Source organism: Bradyrhizobium shewense (assembly GCF_900094605.1).
In the GTDB taxonomy this organism is placed as follows: Bacteria; Pseudomonadota; Alphaproteobacteria; order Rhizobiales; family Xanthobacteraceae; genus Bradyrhizobium; species Bradyrhizobium shewense.
In genome coordinates, this window is record NZ_FMAI01000007.1 from 41,388 (window position 1) to 56,669 (window position 15,282).

The 15,282-nt window shown below is 64.9% G+C and carries 17 protein-coding genes and 1 pseudogene; 7 read left to right on the top strand and 11 right to left on the bottom strand.

Annotated features, from left to right (window positions below; all coding sequences use genetic code 11):
• Positions 1-6: 6 nt before the first annotated feature.
• The gene (locus GA0061098_RS15035; RefSeq protein WP_091957046.1) at positions 7-381 is read right to left on the bottom strand and encodes a hypothetical protein; all 375 of its coding nucleotides are present in this window, start codon (positions 379-381) and stop codon (positions 7-9) included.
• A gap of 273 nt (positions 382-654) precedes the next feature.
• Between GA0061098_RS15035 and GA0061098_RS44985 the strand changes: the two genes are divergently transcribed.
• Positions 655-912, top strand: a complete 258-nt coding sequence (locus GA0061098_RS44985; RefSeq protein WP_028140543.1) for a hypothetical protein — start codon at positions 655-657, stop codon at positions 910-912.
• A 30-nt stretch (positions 913-942) separates the two neighbouring features.
• Here the strand turns inward: GA0061098_RS44985 and GA0061098_RS15045 are convergent, their stop codons facing one another.
• Both GA0061098_RS15045 and GA0061098_RS15050 read right to left on the bottom strand, forming a co-directional pair.
• Positions 943-2,211, bottom strand: a complete 1,269-nt coding sequence (locus GA0061098_RS15045; RefSeq protein ID WP_245323349.1) for an ABC transporter substrate-binding protein — start codon at positions 2,209-2,211, stop codon at positions 943-945.
• Between the two features lie 116 nt (positions 2,212-2,327).
• On the bottom strand, positions 2,328-3,014 hold the full coding sequence (locus GA0061098_RS15050; protein ID WP_091957051.1) for a DJ-1/PfpI family protein: 687 nt from the start codon (positions 3,012-3,014) through the stop codon (positions 2,328-2,330).
• Between the two features lie 91 nt (positions 3,015-3,105).
• Between GA0061098_RS15050 and GA0061098_RS15055 the strand changes: the two genes are divergently transcribed.
• Positions 3,106-4,044, top strand: coding sequence for a GlxA family transcriptional regulator (locus GA0061098_RS15055; RefSeq protein WP_018320595.1), 939 nt, complete (start codon positions 3,106-3,108; stop codon positions 4,042-4,044).
• Positions 4,045-4,061: 17 nt separating this feature from the next.
• Here the strand turns inward: GA0061098_RS15055 and GA0061098_RS15060 are convergent, their stop codons facing one another.
• The 5 genes from GA0061098_RS15060 to GA0061098_RS15080 all read right to left on the bottom strand — a co-directional run bounded on the left by GA0061098_RS15060 (position 4,062) and on the right by GA0061098_RS15080 (position 6,776).
• Positions 4,062-4,250, bottom strand: a complete 189-nt coding sequence (locus tag GA0061098_RS15060) for a hypothetical protein (RefSeq protein ID WP_091957054.1) — start codon at positions 4,248-4,250, stop codon at positions 4,062-4,064.
• A gap of 82 nt (positions 4,251-4,332) precedes the next feature.
• On the bottom strand, positions 4,333-5,229 hold the full coding sequence (locus GA0061098_RS15065) for an NAD(P)/FAD-dependent oxidoreductase (RefSeq protein WP_091957056.1): 897 nt from the start codon (positions 5,227-5,229) through the stop codon (positions 4,333-4,335).
• Positions 5,226-6,302 (bottom strand): flavodoxin family protein, encoded by a 1,077-nt coding sequence (locus GA0061098_RS15070; protein ID WP_091957059.1) that lies wholly within the window; start codon positions 6,300-6,302, stop codon positions 5,226-5,228. The genes GA0061098_RS15065 and GA0061098_RS15070 overlap by 4 nt, the downstream gene beginning before the upstream one ends.
• A 64-nt stretch (positions 6,303-6,366) precedes the next feature.
• A complete protein-coding gene (locus GA0061098_RS15075) occupies positions 6,367-6,567 on the bottom strand; it encodes a hypothetical protein (RefSeq protein WP_091957771.1) in 201 nt (66 codons plus the stop codon).
• Positions 6,568-6,569: 2 nt separating this feature from the next.
• Positions 6,570-6,776: a hypothetical protein gene (locus tag GA0061098_RS15080; RefSeq protein ID WP_091957062.1), complete on the bottom strand. Its 207-nt coding sequence runs from the start codon at positions 6,774-6,776 to the stop codon at positions 6,570-6,572.
• Positions 6,777-7,030: 254 nt separating this feature from the next.
• On the opposite strand from GA0061098_RS15080, the gene GA0061098_RS15085 reads away from it, so the two are divergent.
• A complete protein-coding gene (locus GA0061098_RS15085; protein ID WP_091957065.1) occupies positions 7,031-7,315 on the top strand; it encodes a hypothetical protein in 285 nt (94 codons plus the stop codon).
• Between the two features lie 555 nt (positions 7,316-7,870).
• Here GA0061098_RS15085 and GA0061098_RS15090 read toward each other — a convergent pair.
• Both GA0061098_RS15090 and GA0061098_RS15095 read right to left on the bottom strand, forming a co-directional pair.
• Positions 7,871-8,617 carry a Crp/Fnr family transcriptional regulator gene (locus GA0061098_RS15090; protein ID WP_091957066.1) on the bottom strand — a complete coding sequence of 249 codons (747 nt, stop codon included), beginning with the start codon at positions 8,615-8,617 and terminating at the stop codon, positions 7,871-7,873.
• Positions 8,617-9,857, bottom strand: a pseudogene (locus GA0061098_RS15095) (sensor histidine kinase); the annotation flags it as partial. The pseudogene GA0061098_RS15095 and the gene GA0061098_RS15090, both read right to left, overlap by 1 nt.
• Before the next feature lie 162 nt (positions 9,858-10,019).
• Between GA0061098_RS15095 and GA0061098_RS15100 the strand changes: the two are divergent.
• On the top strand, positions 10,020-10,466 hold the full coding sequence (locus tag GA0061098_RS15100; protein ID WP_091957069.1) for a response regulator: 447 nt from the start codon (positions 10,020-10,022) through the stop codon (positions 10,464-10,466).
• A gap of 354 nt (positions 10,467-10,820) precedes the next feature.
• Here the strand turns inward: GA0061098_RS15100 and GA0061098_RS15105 are convergent, their stop codons facing one another.
• On the bottom strand, positions 10,821-11,603 hold the full coding sequence (locus GA0061098_RS15105; RefSeq protein ID WP_091957071.1) for an SDR family NAD(P)-dependent oxidoreductase: 783 nt from the start codon (positions 11,601-11,603) through the stop codon (positions 10,821-10,823).
• 174 nt (positions 11,604-11,777) lie between these two features.
• On the opposite strand from GA0061098_RS15105, the gene GA0061098_RS15110 reads away from it, so the two are divergent.
• Genes GA0061098_RS15110 through GA0061098_RS15120 form a run of 3 tightly spaced genes read left to right on the top strand, consistent with a single transcriptional unit; the run spans position 11,778 to position 15,116 of the window.
• Positions 11,778-12,953: a zinc-dependent alcohol dehydrogenase gene (locus GA0061098_RS15110; RefSeq protein ID WP_028140556.1), complete on the top strand. Its 1,176-nt coding sequence runs from the start codon at positions 11,778-11,780 to the stop codon at positions 12,951-12,953.
• Between the two features lie 11 nt (positions 12,954-12,964).
• The gene (locus tag GA0061098_RS15115; RefSeq protein WP_091957073.1) at positions 12,965-13,531 is read left to right on the top strand and encodes a hypothetical protein; all 567 of its coding nucleotides are present in this window, start codon (positions 12,965-12,967) and stop codon (positions 13,529-13,531) included.
• Positions 13,512-15,116: an alpha-amylase family glycosyl hydrolase gene (locus tag GA0061098_RS15120; protein ID WP_091957076.1), complete on the top strand. Its 1,605-nt coding sequence runs from the start codon at positions 13,512-13,514 to the stop codon at positions 15,114-15,116. The genes GA0061098_RS15115 and GA0061098_RS15120 overlap by 20 nt, the downstream gene beginning before the upstream one ends.
• Positions 15,117-15,282: the final 166 nt, after the last annotated feature.

Below are 15,282 nucleotides of genomic sequence, written 5' to 3' on the forward strand. Positions count from 1 at the left end.
CCCTACCTACTGCCGCATGATGGCGGCGACGCAGAGCAGCACGATCAGCGCCAGGAAGAACAGGTCCATATAGGACTTGAGCTCGCCGTCGCGGCGCAGCCGGGCCACGTCGGCGACCACCTGCTTGCGCGCGTTCGTTCCCCCGGAGCCGTCATTGATCGGACCCTGAAGGCGCCTCGTCTCGGCTTCCAGCTTCTCGATCTTCTGGAAGAAGTAGAACGCGCGCAGCGTCGAGACCGCACGCATCGACGCATAGACCAGCACCAGGATCGCCAGGATCGCCCGGTTCGGATACTTCTCCATGAAGTTCAGGCTGAAATAGACCACCGCCATGAACGCGAAGTTGGTGATGAAGCGGTAGACGAAGCTGAGAAAAACCATGCTGGCTCGAGCCTTGAGGGGTGCGCAGCCGGATCGTGCTGCGAATTCGCGATCGGGACCCAGACCGGGAGCTGGGTTGTGACGGCCCGTCTACGCCAACCTTGTTTCAACAAAGATACTGCAAGTCGCCGCCTTTTAGCCACACGCCGCCATAATGCAAGCCGGACCATGGCGGTGGCGCCTGCCCTGACGCAGCGCACCCGCTATGGCTCAATGGCGATTTGGCGGAAGTCGCGTTAGACTGGACGCTGCCGCCACATCTGGGGTCTGCCGATGCCGAAGAAGGGAATCACCGGCCACGACGACTGGGTTCTGACCGAGGCCCTCGCGACCGCCCTGGTCGCGCTGGAGCAGCTCGAACCAAAGCACCAGCCGAACGCGCATATGGACGACATCCGCAAGATACTGGCGAACGGCAAGGAGCCGGCGGCGGTGAGCCTGCACCTCGCCCAGGCCAAATGCCGCCTGTTTCCCGACCTCGACCCGCTGGAGATCTACCGGGAATACGGCATCGGCGAGGAATATGGCTGAGGCGGCCGTCGCCTGTCTCGACGAGAAGCGCTAGTTTCGTGACGTCTTGAGCAAGGGGCATTCGCTGTCACTGAGGGGCAGAAAGGCGTCCTCGGCAGGTATCTTCTCGACGACGTTGTAATAGTCCCACGGCGTCTTCACGTCCGAGGGCTTCTTGACCTCGACGAGATAGAAATCGTGCACCAGCTTGTTGTCGGCGCGCAGCCGCGCGCCCCGCGCGTAGAAATCGTCGACCGGCATCGCGCGCATCTGCTCCAGAACGGCGTTGGTCTCGTCCGTTCCCGCCGCAGACGCGGCCTTCAGATATTGCGACACGGCGGAGTAGACGGCGGCCTGCGGCGCGGTCGGCATGGCGTTGTGAAGCTTGTAGAACCTCTGGGCGAACGCGCGCGTTTCCTCGTTGAGCGCCCAATACCAGGCAGTGACGGTCGTCAGCCCCTTGGCCGTTTCGGCCCCCATGGCGTGCACGTCGGTCAGGAACATCAGCTCGGCGACCGCCTTCTGCGGCCCCGCGTTCATTCCGAACTCGTTCCATTGCTTCATCGAGGTCACGAGCTGCTCGCCGGCATTGGCGAACGCAACCACCTTGGCTTTGGAAGCCTGGGCCTGCAGCAGGAAGGAGCCGTAATCGGCATTTCCCAGCGGATGAAAGACCGCGCCCAGCGACTTGGCGCCCGCCGCCGCCAGCACGCGCTGGGACACCTCCACCATGTTGCGTCCGAACGCGTAGTCGGACGCGATGAAGAACCAGCTGTCGTAGCCTTGCGACACCAGCTTTCGGACCGATCCGGCGACCAGATTGTAATTGTCGTGCAGCCACATCAGGCCGGTGCGCGAGCATTGCTTGCCGCCGATCTCGGTGGTGCCGACCGCCGAATAGATCACGATCCTGTTCTTGTCGCGCGCGATCGACTGGATGGCGAGCGCCACCGCGGAGTTTCCGACGTCGGCCACCATGTCGACGCCATCCACGTCGAACCATTTGCGGACGATCTGGGCGCCGATATCCGGCTTGTTCTGATGGTCGGCGACGACGATCTCGGCCTTCAGCCCCGGCGTTGCGCGTTGAAAATCGTCCACGGCCATCCGCGCGGCAACGACGGAGCCGGGTCCGGCCAAGTCCGACAACGGTCCGGTCTGGTCATTGATGATGCCGATCCTGACCACGCCACCGGAGAAATCGGCGGCCGCGCTCCGTTCGGCGAGCGCTGCCGGACCGAGCGCCAGGATGAGGCCGAAGGTCAAACGGCAAAGCCGGCTGCGCCGCGATAGCAATTCTCCAACACGACAAGGCGCCATTGCCCCCTCCGCTTCAGCATCGCGACGGCATGTCGGCGATGATCGATCGATGTCCCCTCGCCCACCGCGCACCGTGCGCCGATCCACGCGGCGCACGGCCGGTCGAAGCTGCCTCGCTATCCCTGCCGCTCGACGGCCTTCCTGACGAACTCCAGCCGCCGCGCCTGCGCAGGCGCAACCCGTTCCTTCATGGCAGCGACGATTACCGCTGGCGCCGTATCCGGCGAGCCGGCCGCAAAGGGCGGTGCGGGATTGTACTCCATGCGCAGCTGGATCATCTCCGCCGCGGCGCGGCCCCGCAGCATCGACACCAGGGTGAGCGCGAAGTCGATGCCGGCGGTGATGCCGCCGCCCGTCATGCGATTGCGGTCGACGCAGACCCTCTCCAGCGACAGCTCGGCTCCGAACAACGGCAATGCATCCCTCGCCGTCCAGTGCGTGGCCGCGCGATATCCCTTCAACAGACCGGCGGCACCAAGCACGAGCGAGCCGGTGCAGACCGACGTCACGTATTGCGCGCGCCTCTCCTGCTGTCGCAGAAAGGCGAGAACGTCCTCGTCCAGCATCAGCTCGTCGGTGCCGTAGCCGCCGGGAACGCAGATCACGTCGAGCTGCGGGCAATCCGCGAAGGTGACGGTCGGCGTCAGCGCGATGACGGAATCGCTCGGCACGGGCTCGATGCGTTTCCAGATCAGATGCACGGTCACGTCAGGCAGGCTGGAGAAGACCTGGGCCGGACCGGTGAGATCGAGCTGGGTGACGCGCGGAAAAACCAGAAGACCGATCTGCAACGGGCCCGACATGTCCAACCTCGACAACGCGCTTGACGGTTGCAGCCTGCCATGTTGGCCTTGCGGTCGAAATGGCTTAATTCCCTCAATTCTGGACACGCCCATGATCGGCTTCCTGATCTTTCCCGAATTCCAGTTGCTGGACGCGGCCGGTCCGATCTCGGTGTTCGAGATCGCCAGGCGTCATACGCCGAATGCGCCGCGCGTGATCACGGTCGCAACGAAGGCGGGCGCCGTGCGCAGCTCGTCAGGCATCGAGATGCTGGCGCGCAATCTGCGATCGGCAAGCTCGGTCACGACGCTATTCGTCGCCGGTGGAGAGGGCGTGGAAGCGGCGGCGCGCTGCAAGACGACGATCGCTTTCATTCAGCGACTGGCGAGCCGCGGCGTGCGCATCGCAAGCGTTTGCAACGGCGCCTATCTTCTCGCGCAGGCGGGACTGCTGGATGGCCGCTGCGCGACCACGCACTGGTCCTGCACCCGCGACTTCATCGGACGCTACCCGAAGGTGAGGCTCGAACCGGACCAGATCTTCATCCGCGACGATCGGGTGTGGACGTCGGCCGGCATCACGGCCGGGATTGATCTGGCGCTCGCCATGATCGCGCAGGACCATGGCGAGGAGATCTCGCAAGCGACCGCGCGGCAGCTGGTGCTCTATCATCGCCGCAGCGGCGGACAATCGCAGTTCTCGAGCTTGCTCGAGCTCAAGACGCCGAACGGCCGCTTCGGCAGCCTGTTGTCATGGGTGCGCGAGAATCTGGATGCGCATCTCACAGTCGAGGCGCTCGCCGAACGCGCCGGATTGAGCGCCCGGCATTTCGTCCGTTCCTTCACCGCCGAGACCGGATCCACGCCGACCAAGGCGGTCGAGCGCCTGCGGGTCGAGGTGGCGCGCGAGCGGGTGCAGTCCTCCGGGGAGGCCATCGAGCGCGTCGCTCAATCCACCGGCTTTCGCGACCCCGAGCGGATGCGCAGAGCCTTCATCCGCGCATTCGGTCAGCCGCCGCAGTCGCTGCGACGCGCGGCACGAAGCGCATGAGAAGCGGCCGGTCGAACCTAAGGCCCGCCGGCGACTGATCCCGCGATCACCATAACGAGGGCGCCAAGGTCGATCTTGCCGTTGACGGTCAGCTCCTCCGAGCTTTTCATCTCTCCCGCGCCCTGGACCTTGAGAGATTGTGGCCGGTCGGCGGCCTGCCGCTGCAACTCGCCGATGATGGCGTCCTTCAGTTTCTCTTCCAGCATGCGCTCTTCCTTCAGGCCTGCATTGCGCGTCGATGTCGCGCGTCCCGCTCAACCAAGGCAAAGCCGCGCCCTTCGTTCCCGGTCATGCGAGGCGCCGCGGCAGGCTGTGGTGGATGGTGCAGGCGGCAAGCGCGGCGTGGCCGAATGCGACCGAGATCTGGTGCAGGTCGGTGACGACGTCGCCGATGCCGTAAAGGCCGTCAACCGAGGTGCGCTGATGGTCGTCGACCTTCAGATAGCCCTCCCCGGTATGCTCGGCGCCCAGCGAGACCGCGAGCTGCGAACGCACCTCGGCACCCATCGCCGGATAGACCGTGTCGAACTGCATCGTGCGGCCATCGGCCAGGACGGCCTCGAGGCCCCCCACCCTCCGCCGCAAACGCAGGCCGGGCGCGAACACGATGTCGACGCCGGCCTCGGCCAGCTCCGATGTCACGCTCTCCTCCTCATCCTGTCCGGTCGCGAGCAGCGTCACCTCGCGCGAGTAGCCGCGCAGGAACAGCGCCTTGCCGGCGGCCCGGCCAAGCGGGCCGACGATTCCGATGCGTCGGCCGATCACCTCGAAGGCGTCGCAGACGGGACAATAGCGCAACAGCCCGTCCGCAACCGCGGCGCGCCACTGCTCGAACGGCGGATGGCTGTCGACGATGCCGCTGGCGAGGATGACGGTGGTGGCCTCAAGCGCGCCGCCGTTCCAGATCGCCTGAAATCCGTCGTCGCGCCGCTGCAAGGCAGTGATCTCGGCCTCCACGCGCTCGACGGCGAGCTCGCCCAACTGCGCCGAGATGCGCGCGATCAGGTCCGCGCCGGAGAGACCGTGGACGAAGCCGGGAACATTGTGGCTGCGGGGGATCAACGCGGCCCGGCTGGCGCCAGTGTCCACGACGCAGACGCTGCGGCGGAAGCGTGCCAGATAGATCGCGGCCATCAGCCCGGCGGGGCCGCCGCCGACGACCAGGCAATCGAACTGCGCCGTCATTTGGGGTTCGGATCCGCAAGACCGGCGCCGGGCTCCTGCAGGTGCCCGCTGCGCGCCAGCCGGACTGCGTTGCCGAGCGCGCGCGCCGCGTTCTGCACCTCCTGCTGGAATTCCCCGTCGTCATCGAGCTCGCGATGCGAGGTGGCATATGGCTCCATGTAACCGACATAGCCGTCGAGCTCGGCGAAGCGGCCAGCTGAGACCAGCTGCATGTCGGTCAGCCAGTCCGACAAGGCGCGGCGCACGCCCTCGGCACCGACGGCGTCACCATGAACGACCACGCCGAAATGACGGCCGGCGAGATGGCGCGGATAGGGCCAGCCCTTCAGCTCCATCGCCTTGGCCTCGCCGGCCTTCTTGCCATGCGTCGAGGTCGGATCGGGATTGCCGCCGTCGGCGCAGACCATGCGGTCCATCATCGCCTTCAGCCCGGAAGGCACGTGGTACCAATTCACCGGCGTCACGATCAGGATGCCGTGGGCCGCGACCCACAGCGGATAGATCTCGTTCATCCAGTCGCCGGTCTGCCCCAGCGAATAGTTCGGATAGCAGCTGCACGGCCAGTGGCAGAGCGGCATCGCGGTCGAGACGCAGGATTTGCAGGGATGAATGGTCTTGCCGAATTCCGAGGCGAGGCGCGACAGATCGAGGATGTCCACGGCAAACCCCATCTCGACGAAGACGGGCTCGGCCAGCTTGACCAGACGCCAGGTCTTGGACATCTCGCCGGGGCAGCTGTGCTCGCTGCGGGCCGAGCCGTTGATGACGAGAATGCGCGGCGTCCCCTGCGCATCGTCATGCCGACGCTGCGCTGCCAGGATCTTCGCGCGCGCATCGAGCCAATCGACGGCAATGTCGTAATCGGGGTCGGAGAAACCTGCGCCCGCCTTGCGCGTCAGTGGTGCCTTGCGCGAATGGCTATAGGCGTCCCAGGCGGCACCGACGACGGCATCGAGCTCGCGCTGCAGCGGGGCAAAGGCGGGATCGACGAACTGACGCTTGTAGCGCCGCTCGAACTCCTCGCGCGACAGCTTGACGGGCGGCATCCCCTTGCGAATTTCGGCGTCCGTCATGCTGGCTCCCGGCGAAGGCGGTATCATCCGACCAACCCGGCGGGCAGCACCCGGTTCCTTGCCGCTACTGGCGCGCCACGTCCTGCGGCGTATCGAATTTCGCGATACGCTGGTCCAGCCGCCACAACTCGATGCGATGGGCCAGCACGAGCGAGGCGGCCTCGCGCTTGGCCTGCTCGTCATTATCGCAGACGAGATTGATGCATCCGAACACATGCCCGTCCGGATCGATCTGGAACGCGCGGTAATGCTTGATACTTCGCATGATCATCCTCCGCGTCTTGGGTAGACCGGCGCGCTCAGCCAGTCCGTCAGGTTCGAGGTCACGTCGTTCTGCTTGGCGCGCTGCAGCAGCAGCTCACGCTCCTTGCCCGGCGGCAGGCTGAGTGCGCGCTCGCGGGCGTTTTCGGCAAATGCGGCCAATCGCTCCTGGAGCGATTGGGTCTGTTTCCTGCGGTTGCGTTTGGCGGTCATTGTTCTTCGCGGTGATTTCGGTTGGACGGAAATCGGCCCCGGCCGGGATCGGGTGCCGGGGTCGAGGTTCTCTTGTCATTCAGCTTCCGTCGCAACGGCGGGTTCCGGCATTTCAAAAAGTTAAAGCTGCGCGATTTTGCGCGAGGACGGCGGCATGGTCCCTCGTGCTCGCGTGCCGCTCGTCACGACAATCGACTGCGCCGGAACCGAATTACTGATTCGCTTGTTCATGAAGGACTTGAAGGAGGATCATCATGGCAAAAGCAGCATGGAAACGGCCGGGCTCACCGATCGGCCGCAAGGGACCGCGCAAGGCCAATCCCGCGTACAAGCGCCGCGCGCGCCAACCGTGGACGCCTGCGGATGTGAGCAAGCTGAAGCAGCTCGCGAAGGGAAACACGCCGACCGGCGTGATGAGCATCAAGCTGCAGCGCCCGGTCGCGGCCATTCGCAGCAAGGCCCATCGCGAAGGGATTTCGCTGCGTCCGGCCAACCGCTCACCCTACAACCGGCGAACCAAAGCCGCGAAGCGGCGTTGACGGAAGGCACCGCCGGGTGACAACCGGACACAACGGGGACGATGGACGTGGCGCTCATTTTTCCGGTTTCTGCCCACGACACCAGCGCATCGGTACGCGCCGACATCTAACCCGTTCCCGGCGCGTGCAGCCTGATACGCTGCACTCTTCGCTCCCTGTCACACGGACAGGGCGAGCCCGTCAATCGCGCGCAGGCGACGCTCCCACAACGTTCCAGAGGCGGAACGGTTACTGGCCGGCGTCGGAAGCACGACGGGACTCTGCGAGACAAGCTCGCTTGCGTAACATGGGTTAAATTAGTCGGTGGCCAAATTTGCTAATTTAGGAACGTCGGATGACCGCCTGGGATTGGCGCAAATGAACAACTATCGCCGACTGCAGAAAACCTGCGAGAGCCAGGCCGCTCTCAGCTCCTCGCCCGCAGCGCGAACTGCGCTACTAGAAATGGCGGAGGAGTATCGCGCGCGAGCCGAATACAAGGCGCTTCATGGGTCCGAGCCAGCCAATCCCGAACGCACTGAAGGTCTCGGCCGAACCAGCCGTCCCCGATCTTGATCAACTACGCCGATAGAGCTGCAGATAGCTCGGCGAGTACAGCGCGGTGTCCTTGAGCGCGTCGAGATCGTTGATGGTCAGGATGCGATCGCGCAGCACGATCAGGCCGGACGCACGCAGCTCCTGCACCGTCCGATTGAGATGGACGACCGACAGGCCGGTGGCATCGGCGAGGTCCATCTGCGTGACCGGCATGACGCAGGAATTTGCGTCGACCATCCCGACGGGGCGAAGCCGCTCGAATATCTCGCAAAACAGATGCGCCACGCGCTCCAGGGCGGTGCGGCGACCAAGGTTGATGGCCCATTCGCGCTGGATGGCGTTGTTGACGAGGGTCTCGCACCAGAACGCCTCGGCGAGCGAGCGAGCGTCCCTCGTCAAACTCTCGAAACGCGCGCGCTTGATCTCGGCGTAGACCACCGGCGTCATTGTCGCGATGGAATGGTCCATCACGGGGAGCAAGAACGCGTGCGAGTCGCAACTCTCGCCGGGAAAGATGAAATTGACGATCTGGCGCCGGCCGTCCTCGAGCGACTTGTAGCGGCAGAGCCAGCCCGATAGCACAACCCGGACGCTATCGACGGGATCGCCCTCCGAAATCAGGTCTTCACCCGCCCCCGCGTGCTCGAGACCTTCGAGCAACGCATATTCGAGCGATGCACGGGCCTCCGTCGACAACGGCCGCAGCACATTCAGCCGGCGAATGACCAGCTCCACCAGGCTGCGATCGGAGGTCGACAAGGACATCAATCAGCCACCGCCGGTGTGTGGAACGCGCGCTTGCTCCGCGGAATGGCGATGGTGCATTGTAACCCCGCGGGGTCGAATGCCAGGGTGGTCTCCCCCTTGAACTCGAACGCCAGCGTCCGCTCCAGAAGCTCCGTGCCAAAACCCTTTCGGAGCGGCGGCTTGACCTGTGGCCCTCCGTGCTCGCGCCATTTGAACACGAGCTCCGCGGGCTGGGCGCCTTCATCGAGGCGCCAGGAGATTTCAACACGTCCGCTCGGCTGGCTCAAGGCGCCATATTTCAGCGCGTTCGTCGCAAGCTCGTGGATCGCGAGCGCGAACGTTTCGGCGGCCTTGGGCTGGAAGCGCACCTTGGGACCTGAGACCTGCATCTGCTCGCCCTCGCGCGCATTATAGGCGAGAAGCTCCTCGACCACGAGATATTCCAGGTCGACACCGCCCTCGGGATCGCGTGTCACCAGCGCCTGGGTGCGGGCAAATGCGTTGAGCCGTCCGTCGAGATGGGATGCATATTCCTCGACAGTGGTGGCGGAGTCGGCCGAACGGCGGGCGATGGAGCGCACCACGCCAAGCGTATTGCGAACGCGGTGCTGCAGCTCGGCCAAAAGCAGGCGCTGCCGCTCCTCGGCGCGGGTGATCGCCGGAACATTGATGAAAGTGACGACGACGCCGGCGATGACATCGTCGATGCTGCGATAAGGCAGGATGCGCACGATGTAGCGCGTGCCGCCGTCCAGCGCGCTCAGCTCACGCTCGGTGCTCGCAAGCGTACGCAGCACGCGGCGAATGTCGTCATAGAGCTCCTCGATCGGGATGCGCGCCTTGATGTGAGCGATCGGCCTGCCCGTGTCGGTCTCCACGAGATGCAGGACCTGGGTAATCGCCGGTGTGAAGTTCATCACGCGCAGCTCATTGTCGAGAAAGACGGTCGCGATGCGCGTGCTCTCCAGGAAACTCTTGAGATCGCGGGTGGCGCGCGTCAATTCCTCGACACGGTGCGTCAGCTCGCCGTTGATGATGGTCAGCTCCTCGTTGACCAACTGCAACTCCTCGGGCGAAGCTCCGGGCTCCTCGTGGGCCAAATGTAACTCCTCGTTGAGAGACTGGTATCCTCGTGGACGGTTTCGGCTACTCAGGGATGCTCTTCAGGGTTGCTCTCGAACTCCTCGAATGTGGCCTGGAGGCGCTCGCCTGTGGCGCGCAGCTCGCTCCCGGCACGCTTGACATGCCCGGCGTGCACTGGTCCCTACCATAGCAAAAATCGATATTCTCCCAACGGATCAAAACCAAATGACGAAGGAGTCGCGTTTGGCGATGGAACCCACCTTGGCTTCCATCGTTGGGACCAAACCGGCCTCCGACGCTATGTTCCCATCGGTCCGGCAGGCTTGCTGGAGGGATCATGTCTGTATCCACCGCCCCGCCTAGGCCAAGCTCGCCACTAGCGGGTCGCCGTATCCTTGTGGTCGAGGATGAATATTTTCTCGCCGACGACATCGGTAAGGCGCTGCGCGCGCTCGGCGCGGAGATCGCCGGTCCCGTCGGCCACATCGAGGATGCAGTCGAGATGCTGCACGATGGCGGCGTTCTGGATGCAGCCGTGCTCGACGTGAACATCCGCGCCAAGCCGATCTTTCCCGTCGCCCGGGAGCTTAGGGCACGCCAGGTGCCCTTCGTGTTCACCACGGGCTACGACAGGATCAGCATCGAGCCGGAATTCCAGGACGTGCCGATCTGGGAGAAGCCGATCGACATCGTGGCCATGGTGCGGAATCTGGCGAGCCTCGTCGACGGTCAACCGTCATCGCCGCAGCAATCATCGCCTGAACGGGCTGCGCCTGCGGGATGAGCGAGCCCGCAACCAAACCCGGATCAAAACAGATGCGCGAAGGCGAGCCAGGCGGTCACCGCCAGGCACAACACAACGCGACGTAAGGTAGCGCGATGCGCAAGACGGCAAGCCTTTCCGCGTCAGCTCATCATCATCCAGGTAAATGCCGCCACCATCACGAGAAAACCCGTGATCGCGGTCGCGACAAAGGCCTGTTCGATGCGATCCATCGCCATCGCAGCCCCCTTTCCAGCCCACGCAATGTGACCGCTTCGGGGCCGCCCCGCATTAGGCTATGTGAATCGGCCTTCCTCCTTCTGTCGGCCCGCTTGTTGAGCCACGCTGCGCCGCGGAAATTGCGACGACATCGGTCTACGACTTCGCCGTGCCCGGCTCGGCCATCTTGCGGTGCTGCCTGGCCAGCATCTCGTTCGGCGTGACGTTGGCGACCGTGGTCTGGATCTTGTTCTTCAGACCGGTGACGACATCGGCCTCGCCGCGCAGCATCGCATCGAACCCCGCCTTGGCGACGTCGTACGCGCCGTCCTTCTTCTCGGTGCCGACCTTGGTGTCCATCATCCCGGCGCGGCGGAAAAACTCGGTCTCGGTGGCGCCCGGCATCAGGCAGGTGACGGTGACGCCGCTGTCGCGCAGCTCCTCGCGCAGCGCGAAGGAGAATGAGTCCAGGAACGCCTTGCTGGCGTTATAGGCCGCCTGGAAACTGCCGGGCGTGAAGCCCGCGATCGAGCCCGTGATCAGGATGCGCCCGGACTTGCGCCGCAGCATCTCGTTGCCGGCGCGATGGATCAGATAGAGCGTCCCGGTGATGTTGGTGTCGACGAGATGCTTGATCCTGGCGAAGTCCTGATCGAGGAACGCCTTGCCGAGGCCGATTCCGGCGTTGGCCAAGAGCGCATCGATCGGCCGGTCGCCGACCGCGGCACAGAGCTTGTCGACGCCCTCGGTGGTGGCGAGATCGGCTTCAATGGCCTCCACGCTGACGCCGAGCCTGCGCAGATCGACTGCCACCCGCTCGATCATCGGCTCATCAGCCGCGATGACGAGGTTGAAACCCGCCTGGGCACAGCATCTTGCGAGTTCCAGGCCGATACCGGTGGAAGCGCCGGTGACGATTGCGAGTTGATTGGCGGGCATGAGCGTGTCCTCGCTTGAGGTTGATCACGCCCAATCACTGCCCTGCGCTCTCGTTCCTATCCGCGTCGCGATTTGCGCGAGCCGGTGCAGCGCGAAGAATTTGCGCGCGGCGTTAGCAACCATCGTTCACGCCTCGACTTAGATGGCCAACTGGTTCAGTCGGGAGGACGAAGGATGAAGGCGCTGGTTTGGCATGGCAAGGAGGACATCCGCTGCGACACCGTCACCGACCCGGAGATCCAAGACCCGCGCGATGCCATCATCAAGGTCACGAGCTGCGCGATCTGCGGCTCCGACCTGCACCTCTTCCACAATTTCATTCCGGGCATGCTGCCCGGTGACATCATGGGCCACGAGACCATGGGCGAAGTGGTCGAGGTCGGCTCCGGCGTCGACGGCAAGCTGAAGAAGGGCGATCGCATCGTCGTGCCCTTCACCATCATCTGCGGCGAATGCGACCAGTGCAAGCGCGGCAATTTTTCCGTGTGCGAGACGACCAACCGCAAGCGCCATCTGGCCGACAAGGTGTTCGGACACACGACGGCCGGCCTGTTCGGCTACACCCATCTGACCGGCGGCTATCCAGGCGGCCAGGCCGAATATCTCCGCGTGCCCTATGCCGATGCCACCCACATCAAGGTGCCACCGGGCATTCCCGACGAGCAGCTGCTGTTCCTCAGCGACATCTTCCCGACCGGCTGGCAGGCCGCCGTGCAATGCGACATCGAGCCCACCGACACCGTCGCGATCTGGGGCTGCGGTCCCGTGGGGCAGATGGCGATCCGCAGCGCCATCCTGCTCGGCGCCAATCAGGTGATCGCGATCGACTGCCTGCCCGAACGGCTCAGCATGGCGGAAGCCGGCGGCGCCACCACCATCAACTTCGAGACCGAGAGCGTGGTGGAGCGGCTGAACGATCTCACCGACGGCAGGGGACCGGAAAAGTGCATCGACTGCGTCGGCATGGAATCCCATGTGATGGCCTCCCTGCCCGACACGCTGCTCGACCGCGCCAAGCAGATGGTGATGGCGGAAAGCGACCGCCCCCACGTGCTGCGCGAGATGATCTATGTCTGCCGGCCCGGCGGCATCATCTCGGTGCCAGGCGTGTACAGCGGCCTGTCCGACATGCTGCCGATGGGCGCCTTCATGAACAAGGGCCTGACGATGCGGACCGGCCAGACCCACGTCAACCGCTGGACCGACGATTTGCTCCGCCGCATCGAGGAGGGCGAGATCGATCCCTCCTTCGTCATCACCCACACCGTCCCGCTCGAACAAGGACCGGAGATGTACCAGGTGTTTCGCGACAAGCGCGATTCCTGCGTCAAGGTCGTGCTGAGGCCCTGAAGGAGCAAGCCATGTTTCATTTCTCCAACATCGTCCGCACCAAGGGCGATCCGAAAATCGTCGAGGGCGGGCCGAGCCTGAAGCGGCCGGAAGATCAGCTCGCCCGCGCGCTCGGCTGGTTCAGCATCGGCCTTGGCGTCGTCGAATTCTTCGCGCCGAGACGCGTCACGGAAACGCTGGGCATGGAAGGCCATGAGACCATGGTCCGCGCCTTCGGCGTGCGCGAGATCCTGGCCGGGATCATGTCGCTGTCGGTCGACAAGAACGCCGGCCTGTGGGCCCGCGTCGGCGGCGACGGTCTCGATGCCGCCGCGCTGCTGTCGGGGCTGACAGCCGACAATCCCAAGAAGGGCAACATCGCGCTGGCGCTCTTAATGGTCGGCGGCATCGCCATGCTCGACTACCGCGCCGCGCAGGACACCAAGCCGAGGCGCCCGCCGCGCGAGGCACGACGCAAGCTGTATCCGAACCGCAGCGGCTTTCCCAAGGGCATCGAGAGCGTCAGAACGGCGGCCAGGCAGATTGCGGCGCCGGCCGGTAATGAGGTGAAGCAAGGCGATGAGCGTCGAGTCCCGTGATAAAGCTGCGTGGTGGGAATCCGCCGTCATCTACGAGATCGCACCGATCTCCTTCCAGGACTCCAACGGCGACGGCAAGGGCGATCTCGCCGGCTTGCTGTCGCGGATCGACTACCTGAAATGGCTCGGCGTCGACGCAGTCTGGCTGACGCCGATCTACAAAAGCCCGTTCCGCGACCTCGGCTACGACATCTCCGACTATTGCGCGATCGATCATGCCTTCGGCAGCCTCGAGGATTTCGACCGGCTGCTCGAAGCCCTGCACGCCGAAGGCATCCGGCTCATCCTCGATCTCGTCCCCAATCACACCGCCAATGATCACGAATGGTTCGTCGAGAGCTCCAGCTCGCCCGCCAGCGCCAAGGCCGACTGGTACATCTGGGCCGATGCGGCCGAGAACGGCGGCCCGCCCAACAACTGGCTGAGCCGCTTCGGCGGCAGCGGCTGGGAATGGTGCGAGGCACGGCGGCAATACTATTATCATTCCTTCCTGGTGGAGCAGCCCGACCTCAACTGGCGCAATCCGCAGGTGCGCGGCGCGATCGCCGATGTGATGCGGTTCTGGCTCCACCGCGGTGTCGACGGCTTTCGCGTCGATGCCAGCGCGGTCCTGATCAAGGACGAATTCCTTCGCGACAATCCGCCGAATCCGGCGGCCAAGGGCAAGCCGCCGCCGCAGCGCCAGACGCCCGTCTTTACCGACGACCGGCCGGAGACGATGGATTGCATCGAATTCATCCGCGAGGTGATCGACGGCTATCGGGGGCGCATGCTCTGCGGCGAAGTCCAGGGCAAGACCGACCGCATCGGCCACTTCTACGGCAACGACAGGCCGCGCCTGCATCTGCCGCTCAATTTCGCCCTGCTCGACTCGCAATGGGACGCACTGTCGCTGCAGGCAACGATCGATGCGTATTTCAACGCCATCCCCGAGCACGCCTGGCCGGTCTGGATCGTCGGCGGCCACGACAAGCAGCGGGTCGCGAGCAAGATCGGTGAGGCGCAGATGCGCGTGCTGGCGATGCTGCTGATGACGCTGCGGGGAACGCCGTTCCTCTTCATGGGCGACGAGATCGGCCGCAAGCGCGTGCCCATTCCGCCCGACCGCGTCCACGATCCCTTCGAGAGGCTGGTGCCGGGATATGGCCTCTGCCGCGATCCCGAGCGCGCACCGATGCGATGGGACGACAGCCCCGACGGCGGCTTCACCACGGGCCGTCCGTGGCTGCCGCTGGAGCCTCCCGATGGCGCGACCAATGTTGCCGGGCAGCGGCGCGACGAGCGTTCGATCCTGGCGCTGTTTCGCGCGCTGATCGCGCTGCGGCGCGAGCATGAGGGCCTGCATCACGGCGGTCATGAGCCCCTGCGCGCGCAGAACGACGTTCTCGCCTACAAGCGGACCGACGGCCGCAACGAATTTCTGGTCGCGCTCAACATCGCCGCCGAGCCGCGCAAATGGCACTGGCTGGGCCGCGGCCGCCTGCTGATGTCGACGCATCTCGACCGGCCGCCGGAGCCGTTGCCGGACGCGTCCATCCTGCTGCGGGGCAATGAAGGCGTGATCATCGCGCTCGATCCGCGCTGAAGGCCGCGAGGAACCATCCGCGCGGCAGAGAGTCTGATCAACGCCTCCGACGTCCCCCCTGCCGGAGGCAGACTGCACGAAACCGCAACCCCGGCGCTCACCGCCCCTTCAGGCGCCGGGGTTAGCGGCGTGGGTCTGGAGGCAGGTCACCTTGGAGACAAGCCAT